Origin of the sequence: Rossellomorea vietnamensis, from assembly GCF_008180615.1 — a bacterium.
Classification (GTDB): domain Bacteria; phylum Bacillota; class Bacilli; order Bacillales; family Bacillaceae_B; genus Rossellomorea; species Rossellomorea vietnamensis_D.
Genome location: NZ_VTEH01000014.1, coordinates 53,476 through 68,382, shown reverse-complemented (window position 1 = coordinate 68,382; position 14,907 = coordinate 53,476). Strand labels below are relative to the sequence as shown.

The 14,907-nt window shown below is 40.7% G+C and carries 22 protein-coding genes; 21 read left to right on the top strand and 1 reads right to left on the bottom strand.

Annotation, left to right across the window (positions count from 1 at the left end; all coding sequences use genetic code 11):
• Positions 1-221: 221 nt before the first annotated feature.
• The 7 genes from FZC79_RS16315 to FZC79_RS16285 all read left to right on the top strand — a co-directional run bounded on the left by FZC79_RS16315 (position 222) and on the right by FZC79_RS16285 (position 3,977).
• Complete coding sequence (locus FZC79_RS16315) at positions 222-587, top strand: cupin domain-containing protein (RefSeq protein ID WP_148947829.1); 366 nt, start codon at positions 222-224, stop codon at positions 585-587.
• Between the two features lie 68 nt (positions 588-655).
• Positions 656-1,072 (top strand): NUDIX hydrolase, encoded by a 417-nt coding sequence (locus tag FZC79_RS16310; RefSeq protein WP_148947828.1) that lies wholly within the window; start codon positions 656-658, stop codon positions 1,070-1,072.
• On the top strand, positions 1,069-1,533 hold the full coding sequence (locus tag FZC79_RS16305) for a GNAT family N-acetyltransferase (protein WP_215727440.1): 465 nt from the start codon (positions 1,069-1,071) through the stop codon (positions 1,531-1,533). The genes FZC79_RS16310 and FZC79_RS16305 overlap by 4 nt, the downstream gene beginning before the upstream one ends.
• 258 nt (positions 1,534-1,791) lie before the next feature.
• Complete coding sequence (locus FZC79_RS16300) at positions 1,792-2,358, top strand: 2'-5' RNA ligase family protein (protein WP_148947827.1); 567 nt, start codon at positions 1,792-1,794, stop codon at positions 2,356-2,358.
• Positions 2,351-2,914, top strand: a complete 564-nt coding sequence (locus tag FZC79_RS16295; protein ID WP_148947826.1) for a GNAT family N-acetyltransferase — start codon at positions 2,351-2,353, stop codon at positions 2,912-2,914. The genes FZC79_RS16300 and FZC79_RS16295 overlap by 8 nt, the downstream gene beginning before the upstream one ends.
• A gap of 5 nt (positions 2,915-2,919) precedes the next feature.
• A complete protein-coding gene (locus tag FZC79_RS16290; protein WP_148947937.1) occupies positions 2,920-3,453 on the top strand; it encodes a DJ-1/PfpI family protein in 534 nt (177 codons plus the stop codon).
• Positions 3,447-3,977, top strand: a complete 531-nt coding sequence (locus FZC79_RS16285) for a GNAT family N-acetyltransferase (RefSeq protein ID WP_187442829.1) — start codon at positions 3,447-3,449, stop codon at positions 3,975-3,977. The genes FZC79_RS16290 and FZC79_RS16285 overlap by 7 nt, the downstream gene beginning before the upstream one ends.
• Positions 3,978-4,064: 87 nt before the next feature.
• On the opposite strand, the gene FZC79_RS16280 is transcribed toward FZC79_RS16285, so the two are convergent.
• The gene (locus tag FZC79_RS16280) at positions 4,065-4,937 is read right to left on the bottom strand and encodes a DUF6612 family protein (RefSeq protein WP_148947825.1); all 873 of its coding nucleotides are present in this window, start codon (positions 4,935-4,937) and stop codon (positions 4,065-4,067) included.
• Positions 4,938-5,106: 169 nt separating this feature from the next.
• Here FZC79_RS16280 and FZC79_RS16275 point away from each other — a divergent pair, with 169 nt between their 5' ends.
• The 14 genes from FZC79_RS16275 (at position 5,107) to FZC79_RS16210 (ending at position 14,704) form a co-directional block, all read left to right on the top strand.
• Positions 5,107-5,643: a 2'-5' RNA ligase family protein gene (locus FZC79_RS16275; RefSeq protein WP_148947824.1), complete on the top strand. Its 537-nt coding sequence runs from the start codon at positions 5,107-5,109 to the stop codon at positions 5,641-5,643.
• Positions 5,644-5,658: 15 nt separating this feature from the next.
• Positions 5,659-6,045 (top strand): VOC family protein, encoded by a 387-nt coding sequence (locus FZC79_RS16270; protein WP_148947823.1) that lies wholly within the window; start codon positions 5,659-5,661, stop codon positions 6,043-6,045.
• A 355-nt stretch (positions 6,046-6,400) separates the two neighbouring features.
• Positions 6,401-6,940 carry a GrpB family protein gene (locus FZC79_RS16265; protein WP_286365378.1) on the top strand — a complete coding sequence of 180 codons (540 nt, stop codon included), beginning with the start codon at positions 6,401-6,403 and terminating at the stop codon, positions 6,938-6,940.
• Positions 6,924-7,445 carry a GNAT family N-acetyltransferase gene (locus FZC79_RS16260; RefSeq protein ID WP_148947822.1) on the top strand — a complete coding sequence of 174 codons (522 nt, stop codon included), beginning with the start codon at positions 6,924-6,926 and terminating at the stop codon, positions 7,443-7,445. The genes FZC79_RS16265 and FZC79_RS16260 overlap by 17 nt, the downstream gene beginning before the upstream one ends.
• A gap of 78 nt (positions 7,446-7,523) precedes the next feature.
• Complete coding sequence (locus FZC79_RS16255) at positions 7,524-8,198, top strand: alpha/beta fold hydrolase (protein ID WP_148947821.1); 675 nt, start codon at positions 7,524-7,526, stop codon at positions 8,196-8,198.
• A gap of 159 nt (positions 8,199-8,357) precedes the next feature.
• Positions 8,358-9,200: an STAS domain-containing protein gene (locus tag FZC79_RS16250; protein WP_148947820.1), complete on the top strand. Its 843-nt coding sequence runs from the start codon at positions 8,358-8,360 to the stop codon at positions 9,198-9,200.
• A 419-nt stretch (positions 9,201-9,619) separates the two neighbouring features.
• Positions 9,620-9,814 (top strand): hypothetical protein, encoded by a 195-nt coding sequence (locus FZC79_RS16245; protein ID WP_148947819.1) that lies wholly within the window; start codon positions 9,620-9,622, stop codon positions 9,812-9,814.
• 90 nt (positions 9,815-9,904) lie between these two features.
• Positions 9,905-10,432 carry a sigma-70 family RNA polymerase sigma factor gene (locus FZC79_RS16240; RefSeq protein WP_148947818.1) on the top strand — a complete coding sequence of 176 codons (528 nt, stop codon included), beginning with the start codon at positions 9,905-9,907 and terminating at the stop codon, positions 10,430-10,432.
• Positions 10,422-11,429: an LCP family protein gene (locus FZC79_RS16235; protein WP_148947817.1), complete on the top strand. Its 1,008-nt coding sequence runs from the start codon at positions 10,422-10,424 to the stop codon at positions 11,427-11,429. The genes FZC79_RS16240 and FZC79_RS16235 overlap by 11 nt, the downstream gene beginning before the upstream one ends.
• Before the next feature lie 175 nt (positions 11,430-11,604).
• Positions 11,605-12,147 carry an RNA polymerase sigma factor gene (locus tag FZC79_RS16230; protein ID WP_148947816.1) on the top strand — a complete coding sequence of 181 codons (543 nt, stop codon included), beginning with the start codon at positions 11,605-11,607 and terminating at the stop codon, positions 12,145-12,147.
• A complete protein-coding gene (locus FZC79_RS16225; protein WP_187442828.1) occupies positions 12,131-12,808 on the top strand; it encodes a hypothetical protein in 678 nt (225 codons plus the stop codon). Before FZC79_RS16230 ends, FZC79_RS16225 begins: the two co-directional genes overlap by 17 nt.
• Positions 12,809-12,819: 11 nt before the next feature.
• Positions 12,820-13,695 (top strand): ABC transporter permease subunit, encoded by an 876-nt coding sequence (locus FZC79_RS16220; RefSeq protein WP_148947814.1) that lies wholly within the window; start codon positions 12,820-12,822, stop codon positions 13,693-13,695.
• On the top strand, positions 13,695-14,333 hold the full coding sequence (locus FZC79_RS16215) for an ABC transporter permease subunit (RefSeq protein ID WP_148947813.1): 639 nt from the start codon (positions 13,695-13,697) through the stop codon (positions 14,331-14,333). The genes FZC79_RS16220 and FZC79_RS16215 overlap by 1 nt, the downstream gene beginning before the upstream one ends.
• Positions 14,315-14,704 carry a hypothetical protein gene (locus FZC79_RS16210; RefSeq protein WP_148947812.1) on the top strand — a complete coding sequence of 130 codons (390 nt, stop codon included), beginning with the start codon at positions 14,315-14,317 and terminating at the stop codon, positions 14,702-14,704. The genes FZC79_RS16215 and FZC79_RS16210 overlap by 19 nt, the downstream gene beginning before the upstream one ends.
• Positions 14,705-14,907 lie beyond the last annotated feature (203 nt).

Below are 14,907 nucleotides of genomic sequence, written 5' to 3'. Positions count from 1 at the left end.
AATGGGAGGAATAGAGAATGATGGTTCTCAAGTGGGCAGCGTATATCATTTTCATAGCAGGGTCATTTCTTTTTTATTTTAAAGGCACCAGGAAACCGGAGAAAAGATCAAGGTTGCATTTGACTCTGATTATGACGGCAAGCTTCATTCTGTTAAGCTATTATTATTGGTTTAGGATATAATGATTTCGGTGAATTTAGACATAAGGAGCCTATCAATCTATGACACTTGAACCGGTTAACTTAAAAGAAAAACTTAGCAAAATTACGGACCATTGGTCTCCGAAAGTTATTGGAGAAATGAACGATTATCAATTCAAGCTTGTGAAAATACATGGTGACTTTGTTTGGCATAAGCATAAAGATACGGATGAAGTGTTTTTCGTCATTGAAGGAGAGATGATGATTGAATTCCGGGATGGCATGGTCTCTCTGCGGAAAGGGGAAATGTTTGTGGTCCCTAAAGGCGTTCAGCACAAACCGTATGCCGAGCAGGAATGCCACATCATGCTGGTGGAACCAAGGGGTGTTGTCAATACGGGAGAAGCCGGCGGGGAATTGACAGCCGAGAACGACAAATGGGTTTAAAGTCATCACAATATGCTCAGTGAAATGTTCCCATCAATTAAGGGTTCATGAAAAGGAAGTGAATAATATTGCCGTCGGTAGGAGTATTCGCTGTTGTAAAAAATAAGGATAATGAAGTTCTTTGTGTCAAACTGAATTACGGGTCCGGAAACTGGACTTTGCCAGGAGGACACCTGGATAAGAATGAATCACCCATCGAAGGGGTCGAAAGAGAAATCTTGGAGGAGACAGGCTATATAGGGGAAGTGGAAAACTTGGTCGGGGTTTATTCTGCTCCAGAAAAAGATGATTTAGTGCTCTTGTTCAGGGCGGGTATTAAGTCAGAAGGCCGTTTCATTCCGAATGAAGAGATTAAAGAAATCGCCTTTTTTTCTAGGGAGAATCTCCCTCTGCAGATGCACCCTTGGAATAGAAAGAGAATTCTGGACAGCTTTTCAGACACTGTTAGTTTTGTACATACTTTTAATGAGGCAGAATCGATATGACGCCAGCATATTTGCACCTTATAAATGATGGTGAAAGAATGAATTATCTTCACCTGCTTCTAATGGCTGATGAAAGTGAGGAAGCTGTCCGTAATTATATTGCCGAAGGAGATCTGTATGCCATCCATTTTGAAGATGTATTGGCAGGCGTAATTTTATTCATTTCTGTTAACGACAGTACGGTGGAGCTGAAGAATTTGGCTGTGATACCCGAATTCAGAGGGAGGGGCATCGGCAAAGCTTCCATTAAAGAAGGTCTGGTTATTTATAAAAACCAGGGCAAGGATAGAGTCATAGTGGGAACAGCAAACTCCAGCATTGACAACATAGCCTTTTATCAAAAAGCAGGATTCAGGATGTATGAGATTAAGAAAGATTTCTTTTTGAAATATCCACAACCCATCTTCGAATACGGAATCAGGGCGATGGATATGATCATGTTTGAAAAAACTCTTATGTAGAGTGGTCAGCGGAAGGCTTTTGCTTCTGCAGCTTATATGCACAAGGCTGTTTTCGCAGAGATTACTGCTTTCGGATATCCTCAGATACTAAGTACCAGGTCATTAAGGTGAATTAGTGAATTATAAGTGGTATCCAATAGCAACAAAGTTTACGAAAACAGCCTTGTCCAAAGACATGAAGAGGGAATGGGGCCACTCCTGAACATTGAAGGACTCCGAAAATCTCAGCAAAAAAATGGACATAAAGGGGTTTTAGACATGTACTGGATTGCAGCATTATTTGATGAAAAAACTGAAAATGAAATCAAACAAATCTGGAAAGAGTTAAGCGAAGAATCTCTTTCTTTCTATGGTGAAGAGATTAAGAATGGCAGGCCGCACGTGACCATAGCCAGTTACACCAATATGGATAAAGAGCAATGCATAAGAAAAATGAACGAGCTATACAGTAATAAAAAGCAAGTTGAGATCTGTTTCAATACACTCGGTTCTTTCCTGAACTACGGGACCCTTTTTTTCTCGCCTACAGTTACCAAAGAATTGATGGATTTGCATAATTCCCATTATGAGATTTTCAGGGAATTTAGTGAAGAAGCCAACTCCTTGTATATGCCGAACCAATGGATACCTCATTGTACTCTTGCCAACAAGCTTCCTGAAGAGGAATTGGCGGCTGCCTTTCAATACTGTTTGAAAAGGAATGAATCCATCTATGGAAAAATCACTGCAATTGCATTGATTGAATTGGCAGAGGAGCAAGGGAAACAAATGGAAGCTCCCATTATCCACACCGTACCATTAGTAAGGAGGGAAAATCTTGTTTAAGCTGAAGTTAGACGAACATATTTATACTGCACTCTTTCAGCCGGAGGATGCTATTGAACTCTATGAACTGATTGCTGAGAATCGGCATTCTTTGGGAGAGTGGCTTTCTTTTCCCGGCAAAACAAAATCTCTTGAAGATACAGAAAGGTTCATTGAAAGGTCTTTAGATAGATTCTCAGCAGGAAACGGTTTCTGGGCTGGAATATGGTTCAATGGCCAACTGGCAGGGGCGGTTGGTTACCTGCATGTAGATAAAAGCAACCGCAAAACGGAAATCGGGTACTGGCTGGGAGAATCATTCCAAGGGTATGGACTCGTTACAAAGTCATGTCAAAGATTTATTGATCATGCTTTTAAGGTGTGGGAGCTAAATAAAGTGGAGATTAATATGGCATCCAGGAATACAAGAAGCAGATCGGTGGCTGAACGCCTGGGTTTTATGGAAGAAGGGACCATAAGGGAATTTGAATACATAAATGGAGAGTTCAAGGATCGAGTCATATATGGAATGATACGTAGAGAGTGGGAGGGACAAAGGAAGGAGGTAGTCCTTTGAAGAAGATGACGGCGGTAGTGCTGTATCCGCAGTTCAGTGAATATGAGTTGAGTGTGGCACTTTCTATTTTAATGCAGGGGGGCAAGCCGGTCCTAATCTGTGGAGAAAGGACCTCACCTATAAGAGGTGAGTCAGGATTAACATGCCTTCCTGATAAGGCATTTCATGAGGTTGATATCAGTGAGATTGATAGTTTGCTCCTCCCAGGGTGTATGGACGTCATGTCACTTGATGAAGAAGCGGCTTTATTCGATTTCCTGAAAGGAGCCGCGGAGAAAGCATTAGTCATAGCCGGTATTTCCAGTTCACCTTATCTACTGGCAAGAGCAGGTCTTTTGAAAGGAAAAAGATATACTGTTGGAATGGTAGAAGAAGCTCGTGATCAGACCGGGGTTTTTGAAAAAGAGAATTACTCTGATGAATTGATTGTACAAGATAGAAATATCATAACAGCCAGAGGAAGAGGCTTTGTCGAATTCGGTGCTGCTTTTGGAGAGGCATTGGGACTTTCCTTTGAAAAAGAGTGGTATAAATGTTGAAAATTGATGGAGATAGAATTTATTTAAAAGAACTCGAACAATCCGATTGGAGAGGAGTCCACAGCTATGCCTCTCATGAACTTTCCAGCAGATATCAGGCTTGGGGACCGAATACAGAAGAAGATTCCCTAAACTTCGTTAGAGAAGCAGTGGCGGACTGCAGGAGAATACCACGGACCAGGTTCTTATTCGTCATCATTCATAAAGGAGATGATAAGGTCATTGGGGCTGTGGATCTCACCATTAAAGACATACATAACAGAGCTGGGGCTATGGGGTATATCATCCATCCGGATTCATGGGGGAATGGCTATGCAACTGAGGCTTCTAAACAGCTGATTCACTATGGATTCAGGGAGTTAAAGCTTCATAGAATATATGCCACCTGCAATCCTGAAAACATAGCTTCCATAAAGGTATTGGAGAAGAATGGAATGACCAGGGAAGGAAGAATGCGCGATCACCTGAAAATAAAAGAAGGCTGGAGAGATTCCCTGCTATATTCGATATTAGAAGATGACTAACCAAAGGGGACAAAGTCATCTTTGACTTCGTCCCCTCGGGTAATAAAGGTTATATTGTTCTTAGTTACAACATTGACCGGCAGTCAATTACTGCCCAAAAGGTGACTCCATTTCAACTGCAGACTCCGTAACTTCTGCAGGCACTTCGATTGAATCGATTTCATTGAATTTGGAGAAGCCGCTCTTCATGGTTTGATCAACCTTAACTTTTTTGCCGTCCTGTGTCATTTCTATTTTTTGGGTGATATCCATTTTTACTGTATGGAAGCTTTCTTTATCAATCCACATTTTCAAATCCATTTTTGAAAGGGAAATATCCTCCATTGCTCCTTGGAAAGAAGATTGAAGTTCATCACCCATAAGCGCCATTCCTTCTTTAAGAAGCTGATCCGCTTTTTCTTCCTCTAGAGAAAGCTGAAGAATAAAGTTGTCATCATCCTGCTTAAAGGTAAAGTCGTCAAGGTAAGGCTCCAGCTGTTTTAATTGATTTTCAGGAAGAGAGGATTCCTGCAGAGCGGCATCTTTTAATAAGTCTGCCATTTCGTTTGGAACTATCGTCCACTCATTCTGAATGTTGTCTTTCATGTAAATCTCCTGCTCTGTTAAGTACATCTCAACTTGTGCCAATGGTAATTCACTGCCTTCCAGTTCATCCATCGTCATATTGACGGAAGAAGTCTGATACATAGTCATCGGATCCATGACAAGATCAGTAGAAGAAGTAGTGCTCATATTCATGGTTCCTTCTTCAGCTGCTTCATCGTGAGAGACTTGCGTTAACTCCATATCCATATGTACGCTGGATAGTTCAGAATCAGCCTCCTGGGAATTCGTGAAAACTTCTTTCAGAGTCAAATCACTTTTATTCTTTGCATCATCTTCTGGCGAGGCGGTCATTGAACAGGCACCCAAAGATAGAGCGAGTGCTGCGGTTGCTAAAACTTTTGAGAATTTTTTCATTATGACACTCCTTTTTTTCTTATACTATATGTACGATTGTCATTGACAGAAAGTTTCAATTTTTGCGAGAAAAACAGATTGGTATAAATTAACAAAAAAATTTCGCCAGGTATTTAACCGCTTGACAGTCCATATGCCAGGCCTGAATCAGGGAAAGGGAGGATCTGAAATGTACGGATTGATTGCGCTGCTTGATGAGCATACAGAGAAAACTGTCAGGGGAATATGGAAAGAACTGAAAGAACAATCCATTTCTGATTATGCCTATGAGGTGATTGACCGAATTCCGCATATCACATTGGCGAGCTGCCGCAGCATTAAGGAGGATGCATTCATAGAAAGGATGGAGGAAGTTTATCAGTCTCAGAAGCCCGTCGATATCACATTCAACTCACTCGGATCTTTTATGAAGTCAGGCTCCCTCTTTCTTTCTCCTGTCGTCACCGAAGAGTTGACAAATCTGCATAGCAGTTATTATCAAGGTTTTAAAGAGTTCAAGGTTAAAAATAACCCTCTGTATGAATCCGATGAATGGGTTCCCCATTGTACGCTGGCAAACAGGTTGTCTGTAAAGAAGCTGGCCGAGGCTTTTACCTATTGTTCTATGAATGTCGGAGTAGTGTCCGGCGCCATAACGGATATAGCTTTAATCAAAGTACAAGGAGACACAGCTCCTGTTATACACTCAATTAAATTGAAGCTATAAGAAAGGAGCAAGATAATGCTGCATCATATCGAGTTATATGTTTCAGATTTAAGAGAAACGGTTGATTTTTGGGACTGGTTATTGAAAGAGCTTGGCTACGAAACCTTCCAAAAGTGGGATAGCGGCCGCAGCTGGATCATGAACGGTACCTATATTGTCTTTGTTCAAGCGGAGGAACGCTTCCTTGATGTAGCTTACCACCGCTGCAGAGTAGGCCTCAATCACTTGGCTTTCCATGCCCTTTCTCGTAAACACGTAGACCAGCTAACAGAAAAGTTAAGAGAAAAGGGCGTGAATATTCTTTATTCAGACAGACATCCATTTGCTGGAGGAAAAGGATACTACGCTGTTTTCTTTGAAGACCCTGATCGAATCAAGGTGGAAATCGTGGCGCCGGACTAATTCTTCTATTTAGGCTCTTTCCGTAAAATCTGCTGCTTTCTCCCTTTATATGACGACTTAGGCTCATCCAGCTCCAGCGGCCAGCGACTAGCAGATTTCGGTCTCCCTCCTTGCGATAAGTCATCATCGAATCGCTATCGCTCTTCGTGATTCCTTTATCTCATTCGAAAGCCCTTAAATCTGTACGTCGCTAAACGGCCGCTTCCACTTTTGCTTCACCGCCCGCCCCGCGGAGTCGTGCGGCTGGAGTGGAAATCCATTACTTTTGAAAAGCCACAATCTTTGCGAAAACAGCTTTAAGAAAGAACCCATTCTAAAGGAGGCGTTCATCCTGTTAGGCGTTAAGAAAGGACAAGTGATCTTAACAGACCATTCTAATAATTGGAAGAGACTTTTTCAGAAGGAAAAACAATTGTTAATAAATATTATTGGTGAGTCAATAGAAGATATTGAGCATTTTGGAAGCACTTCAATTGAAGGGATAAAAGCTAAACCGGTCCTGGATATCCTGGTTGGCGTAAATAGAATGGAAGATTTCAACAAATTCGACAGGTCCCTCATGAAAGCAGAGGGATATTATCATCTGCCGGGTGTCAAACTTCAAGGAAAACAGGTCTTTGCTAAGTTTTCAGATTTAGAGACCTTAACCAAAACACATATCCTCCATGTTGTAGAATTTAAAGGCAAGTGGTGGAACGAGCATCTCACCTTCAGGCATTATTTGAACAGCCACCCTTTAGCTGCTAAAGAATATGAGGAATTAAAGAACAAACTTGCCTCTCAATACCCGGCTGATGAATCCGCTTATACAGAAGGAAAATATCAGTTTGTTCAAGATATAGTGAAGAGAGCAAATGACGAAGGAGTACAGAAACAGAATGAGAGTTTATTTTGAAAAGTTAAACGAGCCAACCATTGAAATAGCAGAAGCTATTAATAGCTGGGAAAATGATCCTGAATTAGTTCCATTGATTCGTCCCAGTCAAAGCAAGTCTGCCCTCGAGAGCAGGCAGACTGTTACCGTGGAAGGATTGAAAAAGCGTGTTGAGCATCACACTACATATTTAATATATCTGGATGAACAGCTGATAGGGGATATGAACTTCATGGTTGATCCCTCTCATCTTTTTAAAAAAGAACCCGGCACAGCCTGGATTGGGATTACTATTGGGCATCCTGAAGGCAGGGGTAAAGGCATTGGCAATAAGGCAATACGATTTTTAGAAAACGAAATTAAGAAGGAAGGCCATTCACGTATAGAGCTGGGTGTGTTCGAATACAACGCTCATGCAAGAAAGCTTTATCAAAAACTCGGTTACCAGGAAATCGGCCAAATAGAAAATTTCACATATTGGCAGGGCAGGATGTGGAACGATATCCGAATGGAAAAGTACATATAAGGGCACAGGGCCTGTAAAGCAAGCCAGCATTTATTACGTGTTTGGAAAGATCAATAATTTTTCAAGGGGGAGAAGCAGTTGGAAAGAGTATATTTGCTGCATGGATTTATGGGTACCGCACAAACACACTTTGGGGATCAAATCTCCCATTTTGAAGAGAAATATGAAGTGATTCCGGTTGATTTGCCAGGGCATGGAGGAAACGACATAGAAGCTGCTGAATCTTACTTTGAAGAAGCATTAGGCTTTATCATCTCGCTGATTAAGGAAAAGGGGCCTGGTTATTTAGTCGGGTTGTCTCTCGGAGCATCTCTGGCCATCCATACTGCATTAAAGACTCCCGGGCAAGTTAAGGGAATTGTTCTGACAGGATATTCACCTTTTATACCCCAAGATTTGAAGCCACTCATGGAAACCCAGTATGAATATTTCTTAAACATTGAAAAAAATGATCCCAATGCAGTTCAGTATTTCAGCGACCTGCATGGAGCGAAATGGAAACAGACGCTGCATTATGTACTTCATTCGATGACGTATCGCTACCCTTCTATTTCAAAGGAGGATATACAAAGTCTCTCAGTACCTGTATTGATACTTAATGGAAGCAGTGAAAGACATGAAGCAGATGCAGTTTCTTACTTCAAAGAAACAAACGAAGCTGTGCTGGGCGAGGTGATTCCCAATGCTGGTCATACGGCAAACATGGATCAGCCCGATATTTATAATAGAATGCTGGAAGATTTTTTGAATTAGATTCACTTCTCAAGTCGGAAAAGGGATTGATTCTATTTTTGATTTTGAACCAACCGATATTCTTAAAAGAATAGCCTTTAATAAAATTTCTGGAAGGAGTTTTATATTGTACAAAGAATAAAAAAATATATCTGGAAAAACTAAAGGAGCGTGTTCTTTGTGAGTACAGAATTCATCCATAAAGAAGAAATTTCAGAGTTTATTTCAGCGAACAGGGGGAACTTCAAAGAGAAGCTGCTTTCAGAAGCCATTAACGTAAGAAATAAAATTCAGGATATCCTCGAAAAAGGAAACATTGACCTGCTTAAAAACGCAGAAGATCTGGCTTTGTTCATTGCTGAGAACAGAGAGAACGAGGTTATAGAGTTTGCTGAAATCGAAGGGGCGGCATGGGCGCAGCATTCTTTGACAGTGGCGTTCAAACTGGAATGGGTCCATGCCATCAGAAGGACACTGTGGTACTTTCTATATCAACACGAAAAGTTAAATAGGGATAAAGAGTTTTGCAGCCAGAAGTTCTTTGATTTAGAAAGACAAATAAATGACAGAGTCGATCAGTTCCTCAATACTTTCTTTATCAGCTATTCCGATTATAAAGATGAACAGTTATTGTCACAGCGAAAGCTTGTAGAGAATTTATCGGTTCCTATCATCCCGATTAATGCAGCAATCGCTGTACTCCCTTTAATTGGCATGATTGATTCCCACCGGGTTAAAACCCTAGAAGAAAAGGTGTTGATGGGAATCAGTTCTATGGGTATTCAAACACTCATCATTGATCTATCAGGAATTGCCGAAATGGAACTGGATGTGATTGTTCAGTTTGAAAAGATTCTGAATGGAATTAAAATGATGGGATGCAGACCAGTAATTACAGGATTGCGGGTAGAGCTTGTAAGAAAAATGATTAATGCAGGGGTTTTATTTGATTCCAATGTAGAAACCAAAGGGACGTTACAACAAACACTAAGTGAACATTTGGTTGTAACCACGGAAGTATAAAGCATTAAAGTAAGAGCTGTTCATAAGCGCAGCTCTTACTTTTTTTTGGCTCTGTTTGTAACTATTGGATCTAAATTTAGCAAGACAGCTCCTTAGTGAATCGGGGCAATCCTGTTAAGCAAGAGAGAAAAGAGCTTCTCGCTTCATATAGAGCGAAAAGCCTTAGTATCGATGGGATTTCCGTTAGCAGCAATATAGGCAAAATCAGCCTTTTTATAAGGGAAGCAGCGTTTCTGTCACCGCCCCTCGGTGTCATATAAGCCTTGAAGAAGAAAAGAAAAGGCCGCCATTTCTTTTCCAGGTGACGTGGCTGAAATGGGTATTAGCGCTTTTTTCTATTGTATTCACTAACAGGTTTTGGAATAATTGGAGAAAAGGTTATCCAAGGATATATTTTGACTCGTAATGGAGGTTGAAGGATGAGATTTTTGAGACGAAAGGGACATTGGCTGTTTTTGACTGTGACTGCCTTGAGTACGTTGTCAGGATTGTATTATTTCACCTTAACAACCTCCGGCCTGGCAGCATTTATTTTTAGTCTCATAGGGCTGGCGGCTGTGGGCTGCCTATGTGTTGAAGTGGAACGGAAAAAGAAGATAAAAGAACAAAAGTAAAAAAATTCACCCAAAATGAAACTTTTTGTACAGGGTAAATCGTCAAATTATAAAATTCATAGACAGGTGAGGGGAAAAGGGAGCTGCAGCATGGAGAAGAGCAAACGTGATTCGTTACTGGAACAGATCATGAAAGAGTATGGAGACGAGTTGGTCCGGCTGGCGTATTCCTATGTGAAAGATGTTGATATTGCCAAGGACATAACGCAGAATGCTTTTGTGAAGTGCTATCAAAAGCTGGATTCATTCAGGGGAGACTCCAAAATGAAGACATGGTTGTACCGGATCACGATCAATGAGTGCAAAGACCATTTGAAAAGCTGGAACCATAAAAAGGTCAGGGTAATGGATTACATACAGGAAAATACAAAGTCTATGCTTCCTTCTGCTGAATCATCTGTTTTTAAGGAAGCAAAGAATCAGGAGATAAAAAATATTGTGCTCTCTCTGCCTAAGAAATACAGGGAAGTGCTATATCTGTATTATTATGACTCACTAAATATTGAAGAAGTCGCAGAGGTGACAGACCTTGGGGTGAACACAGTTAAAACCCGGTTAAGGAGAGCGAAGCAAAGGTTGAAGATTAAGTTGGAGGAGGCTGAATTATATGGAAGATAAAGAATTGGAAAAAACATTAAAAGAATTTCATAATGCCGACCTCAAATTTACTCATGAGGACAGGGAAAAAGTCTTCCAAAAGATAGAGAATCATCATAATCAGAAGAGTAAATTATTTCTATCGAACCTAAGCCGCCGGGCTGCCCCCTTAATGGCGGCGGCTGTCCTCATAACCCTTTCAATTGTTCTGGCTTATTCTTTAATCGGGGATGAAAACAACCAGGCAGCTGATCAAGCGGATCAAGAGGCTGCAATGGAACTAAATAATGCGACGACTTTATTGTTTCTGTTGGAAGGTCGAGATAACAGAACAGATCTTCATCTGCTCATCAGTTACAGCAAGAGCAATGGCAGTATCAACTTAACCTCCCTTCCAAGCGACATGTATGTACCTGTTATCCCTGCAGGTGAAGGAGAATCGGACATGGATAAGCTTACAAATATTTATGCGTTTAGGGGTGGTGGAGAATCCGTCAAAAAATCCATCTCAAAAGCACTGGATATGAAAATCGATCACTATGTAACTCTGGAGGAAAATGATTTCGCAAACTTGTTGAACACTATAGGCGAAACAAATTTCAAACTGAATGAGAAAAAAACGTTATTTTCGTTTGATGGCAGCCAAATTGAGCTTCCTAAAGGAACCAATTACCTGGATGGTGAAGAAGCAGCTGCACTTCTGACGACTTCCGCTGTCTCAAATGGGAATGGCACAAACTGGACTGAAGAAGATCAACTGGATCTTTCCCGAAGTGTGATGGTTAATATGCTCTCCCATATAGAGCCGGAAAGTATTGATTCCCTCCTTGGCGATACAGATAGCAGTCCCGATTTGACTACAATCCTGAGCGGACTGGCCGCAACTAAAATGAATACAATGAGAACCATTTCAATAGAGGAGCAGTTAGAATCCGTTTTAAAAGATGAAATCTATTATCTTCAATTTAAAGAAGGTTCTGCAGAAGAGATAAAAAGCAAATTAATAAATTTCGAGTGATTTCCGCTAAATTGTCGAATCTTTAATACCCCGGGGGCTTCTTACGGGGTATTTTTGTTAGAAGAAATTTAGTGAAGAGATTCAAAAGCAAGGAGTCTCAAAAATATATAATTTACACCGAACCATTTCAGCCTTAAAGGAGTATTACATATGAGCACTAAGAAAGGAGGAGGAGATGATCTTATATCTGAATGAATCACAAGCTGAGGAATTATTTAGTGAATTCAGGGATTATGTTTACAGAACTGCACTGCTGCTGACCAAGTCAAGAAGTCTGGCCGATGATATCACACAGGAAACATTCATCAGGATTTTAACAAAGTACCATACATATGACGAAACAAAGCCAATCAAGCCCTGGATATATACTATAACCATCAATGTCACAAGGTCGATTATGAGAAAACAAAAGTGGATGGACAGGCTCTCGATATTTACGGACAATATAGAAGATGACCGGATCAATTCCCTCGAAGACATTTTTATGCACAATGAAGAAGTAAGGGAAATATGGGAAGCAGTCAAAGGATTGTCTATTAAAAGCAGGGAGATTCTCATTCTGCACTTTTATTTAGGATTCACTTTAAGGGAGTCTGCAGATGTGCTTAGAATCCCCGAGGGAACGGCAAAATCCAGGATGAATACAGCACTGAAACAATTAAGGCGGTTGGATTTGGAGAAATTTTCACAGAAGGGAGAGGATGCAGTTGAAGGATAAGGATTACTCAAGACTTTTCCGCGAGGTAGATAGGAAAGAAAGCTCCTCGGTAGAATTTGAAATGATCTGGAGGAAGGCGAACAGGAAGAAATGGACTCAGAAATATTCACAATCTTTGAAATATAACCTTGCTCTTTTGAGTACCCTTTTAATTTTGACACCAATTATAGGCAGCTATCTTGTCCACCCCTTTTCTAATGACAAATCAATTGAAGCGTCTCTCTTAAATGGCGAGCCTGTTATTCAAGCGACGACTCAGAGGAAAAAGCATGAGGCCATTGTAATAGGGGAAAGCTCGCTCCCTAATGGGACAATTTTGGAAGCCAGCCTGGTGGATGCCAGACTGCAAACCATTATAAGGGAAGAAGAAATTCTAATTGGTAAGGGCGGCGCTTTTTCACTTTCCTTCGGTATTCCTGAAGCAAGAAAGGATTATGTGCTCTTATTGGAACTATTTCCCCACACACAAAAGCAGTCTGTTCAGAAACTGATCGGGCGAAAAGGTGAAAATTTATATAACAGCAGCCAGGTTGCAGGTGTATATCACTACTTTAAAGATAAGGAACTTCATACCGGGTTCAGGTTATATGGAAATATTGACCGTGAACTGATAAACACGGAGAGAATGATGTTCGGTAGCTTGAAGAGTGCCGTGCCATAAAAGGGGGTGGAATGGTGAAAGTATATCAGAGAGTGATTTTATTTGCAGTATCGTTAGCAGGCATCGTCCTGGCTGGCGGGCTGCCTGCGTTACTATCCGGCCTTAATGAGAAAACATTGAATTTCACACAATACTGGCAAGTCGTCCAGGGGATTATAAATGATTTGTTAAATCCAGGATCTCTTACTTATACAGTGATAGGAGGCCAGAAGGAAAGAGATCTATTTCCTTATCTTTTTGATCCGATTCTGTATTCATTGACTGTTCTATTCTCATCTTTCTTTTTAGCTTTGATTCTTGCATTGGTATTTACAGTCGTAGCAATGCTCTTCAACGACCGAATTCGCAGCAGAATTAAATTGGCACTTTATTTTCTGGAGGCACTGCCTGATCTTTTAATCATTCTAATGGCACAATTGACCATTGTGTATTTTTACAAAAAAACCGGCCTCCTGCTTTTCAATACAGCCTCAACGTATGAAGAAAAGGCCTATTTTCTGCCCATCTTACTCCTTGCAATTCTGCCGGCTGTCCATCTCTTCAGGGTTTCCATTCTGTCATTTGAAACGGAGATACAGAAAGACTATGTTCTTCTCGCAAGGTCGATTGGTGTTGGAAAGTTGGTCATTCTGATTTCCCACATACTTCGAAACTCAATCGTGAGTGTATTTTTTCAATCCAAAAAAACGGTTTGGTTCATGCTCTCCAATCTTTTTGTAATCGAACTGCTTTTCAACATTCCTGGAATCACCAGATTTCTAATGTCAACCATGCAGCCGATCCTATTTGTGTTGTCCCTGCTCTCGATATTCATTCCGCTTTATATATTTTACAATCTGGGAGAAATGATACTGTCCAATAAAGCCAATAGAGGAGAGGAGTTGTGATGAAGAGAAGAGTTTGGAAGAATCCTCTTTTCCTTTCCGGTTTGATCATTATTGCCGTGTTTTTGATCTCCAGCTTTATCTACAGCTTTCTCTGGGACAATGAGGTCAGGAAACTTTATTACATTTCGGTTGATAATGTGCCGGTCGAATCAGCACCCATATCGCCTAAATTGGCCTTTCCTTTTGGCACTGACCCTCTTGGCTTGGATATGCTGGGAAAGGTTATTATTGGCGCAAAATATACCATTCTGGCTTCATTTGCGATAGGGTTTCTTCGTGTGTTTATAGCTCTCCCATTTGGTTTTCTGATTGGAATCTATCTTCAAAAATACAAAAAAATTTTTAATGGAGCAGTAGACTCATTTCACTATATTCCCATGTCCATTTTGGCTTATTTCTTGCTTTATCCGATTCTGTGGGAACCTCCTGAAGGTTTTTCTACTACTATGACAGAAAGGTTTATCCTTGAAGGACTTGTACTGATCTTCCTGATTGTGCCAGTGCTTTCTGCTTTTCTGGGTAATGAAATTGCTCGAGTGAACAAAGAGGAGTTCATTTCAAGCGCGAAGACGCTGGGTGCGGGAAGATTCAGAATTATCATCAAGCATATTCTCCCCGCATGCGTGAAAAAATTGTGATCCTCTTTGGGCAGCAGGTCATGCAGACCTTGATTATCTTTATTCACCTAGGGCTGCTGAAACTGTTTTTGGGTGGAACAGAAGTAGATTACCAGTTAGTCAATGATCCGCCTCAATCATCAACCAATGAATGGTCCGGGTTGATAGGTGACACTTTCCGGTATCTGCAAGGAGCACCATGGATCCCGTTGACCCCCATCCTATCCTTTGCGCTCGTCATGTTTGCTGTTGCGCTTATGATGGAAGGGTATATCAGGGCAGCTTCAGGTTATTCATACTATGGACAGAAATTTAAGAAGAATCTTGACACGTCAGGAAAGCCTGTTAAAAACAATGTCAATAAGGCTGATTTTGTAAGAGTGAAGTCATAGAGTTGAAGGGTTGTTTTAAGAGAAGGAGAAAAACATTCTATCAAACTTGACCATTAACGATGTCTGCTTGGAAGGAGAGTGTAAACGAGTTCCAAGAGGGAACTACCTCTTTTTATATTAAAATTTTTTTAAAAAAATAGTAACTAAATAAAGAAATGAAGGCCGGAATCTAAATAATTCCGGCCTTTTTTTGAGCAATGTTA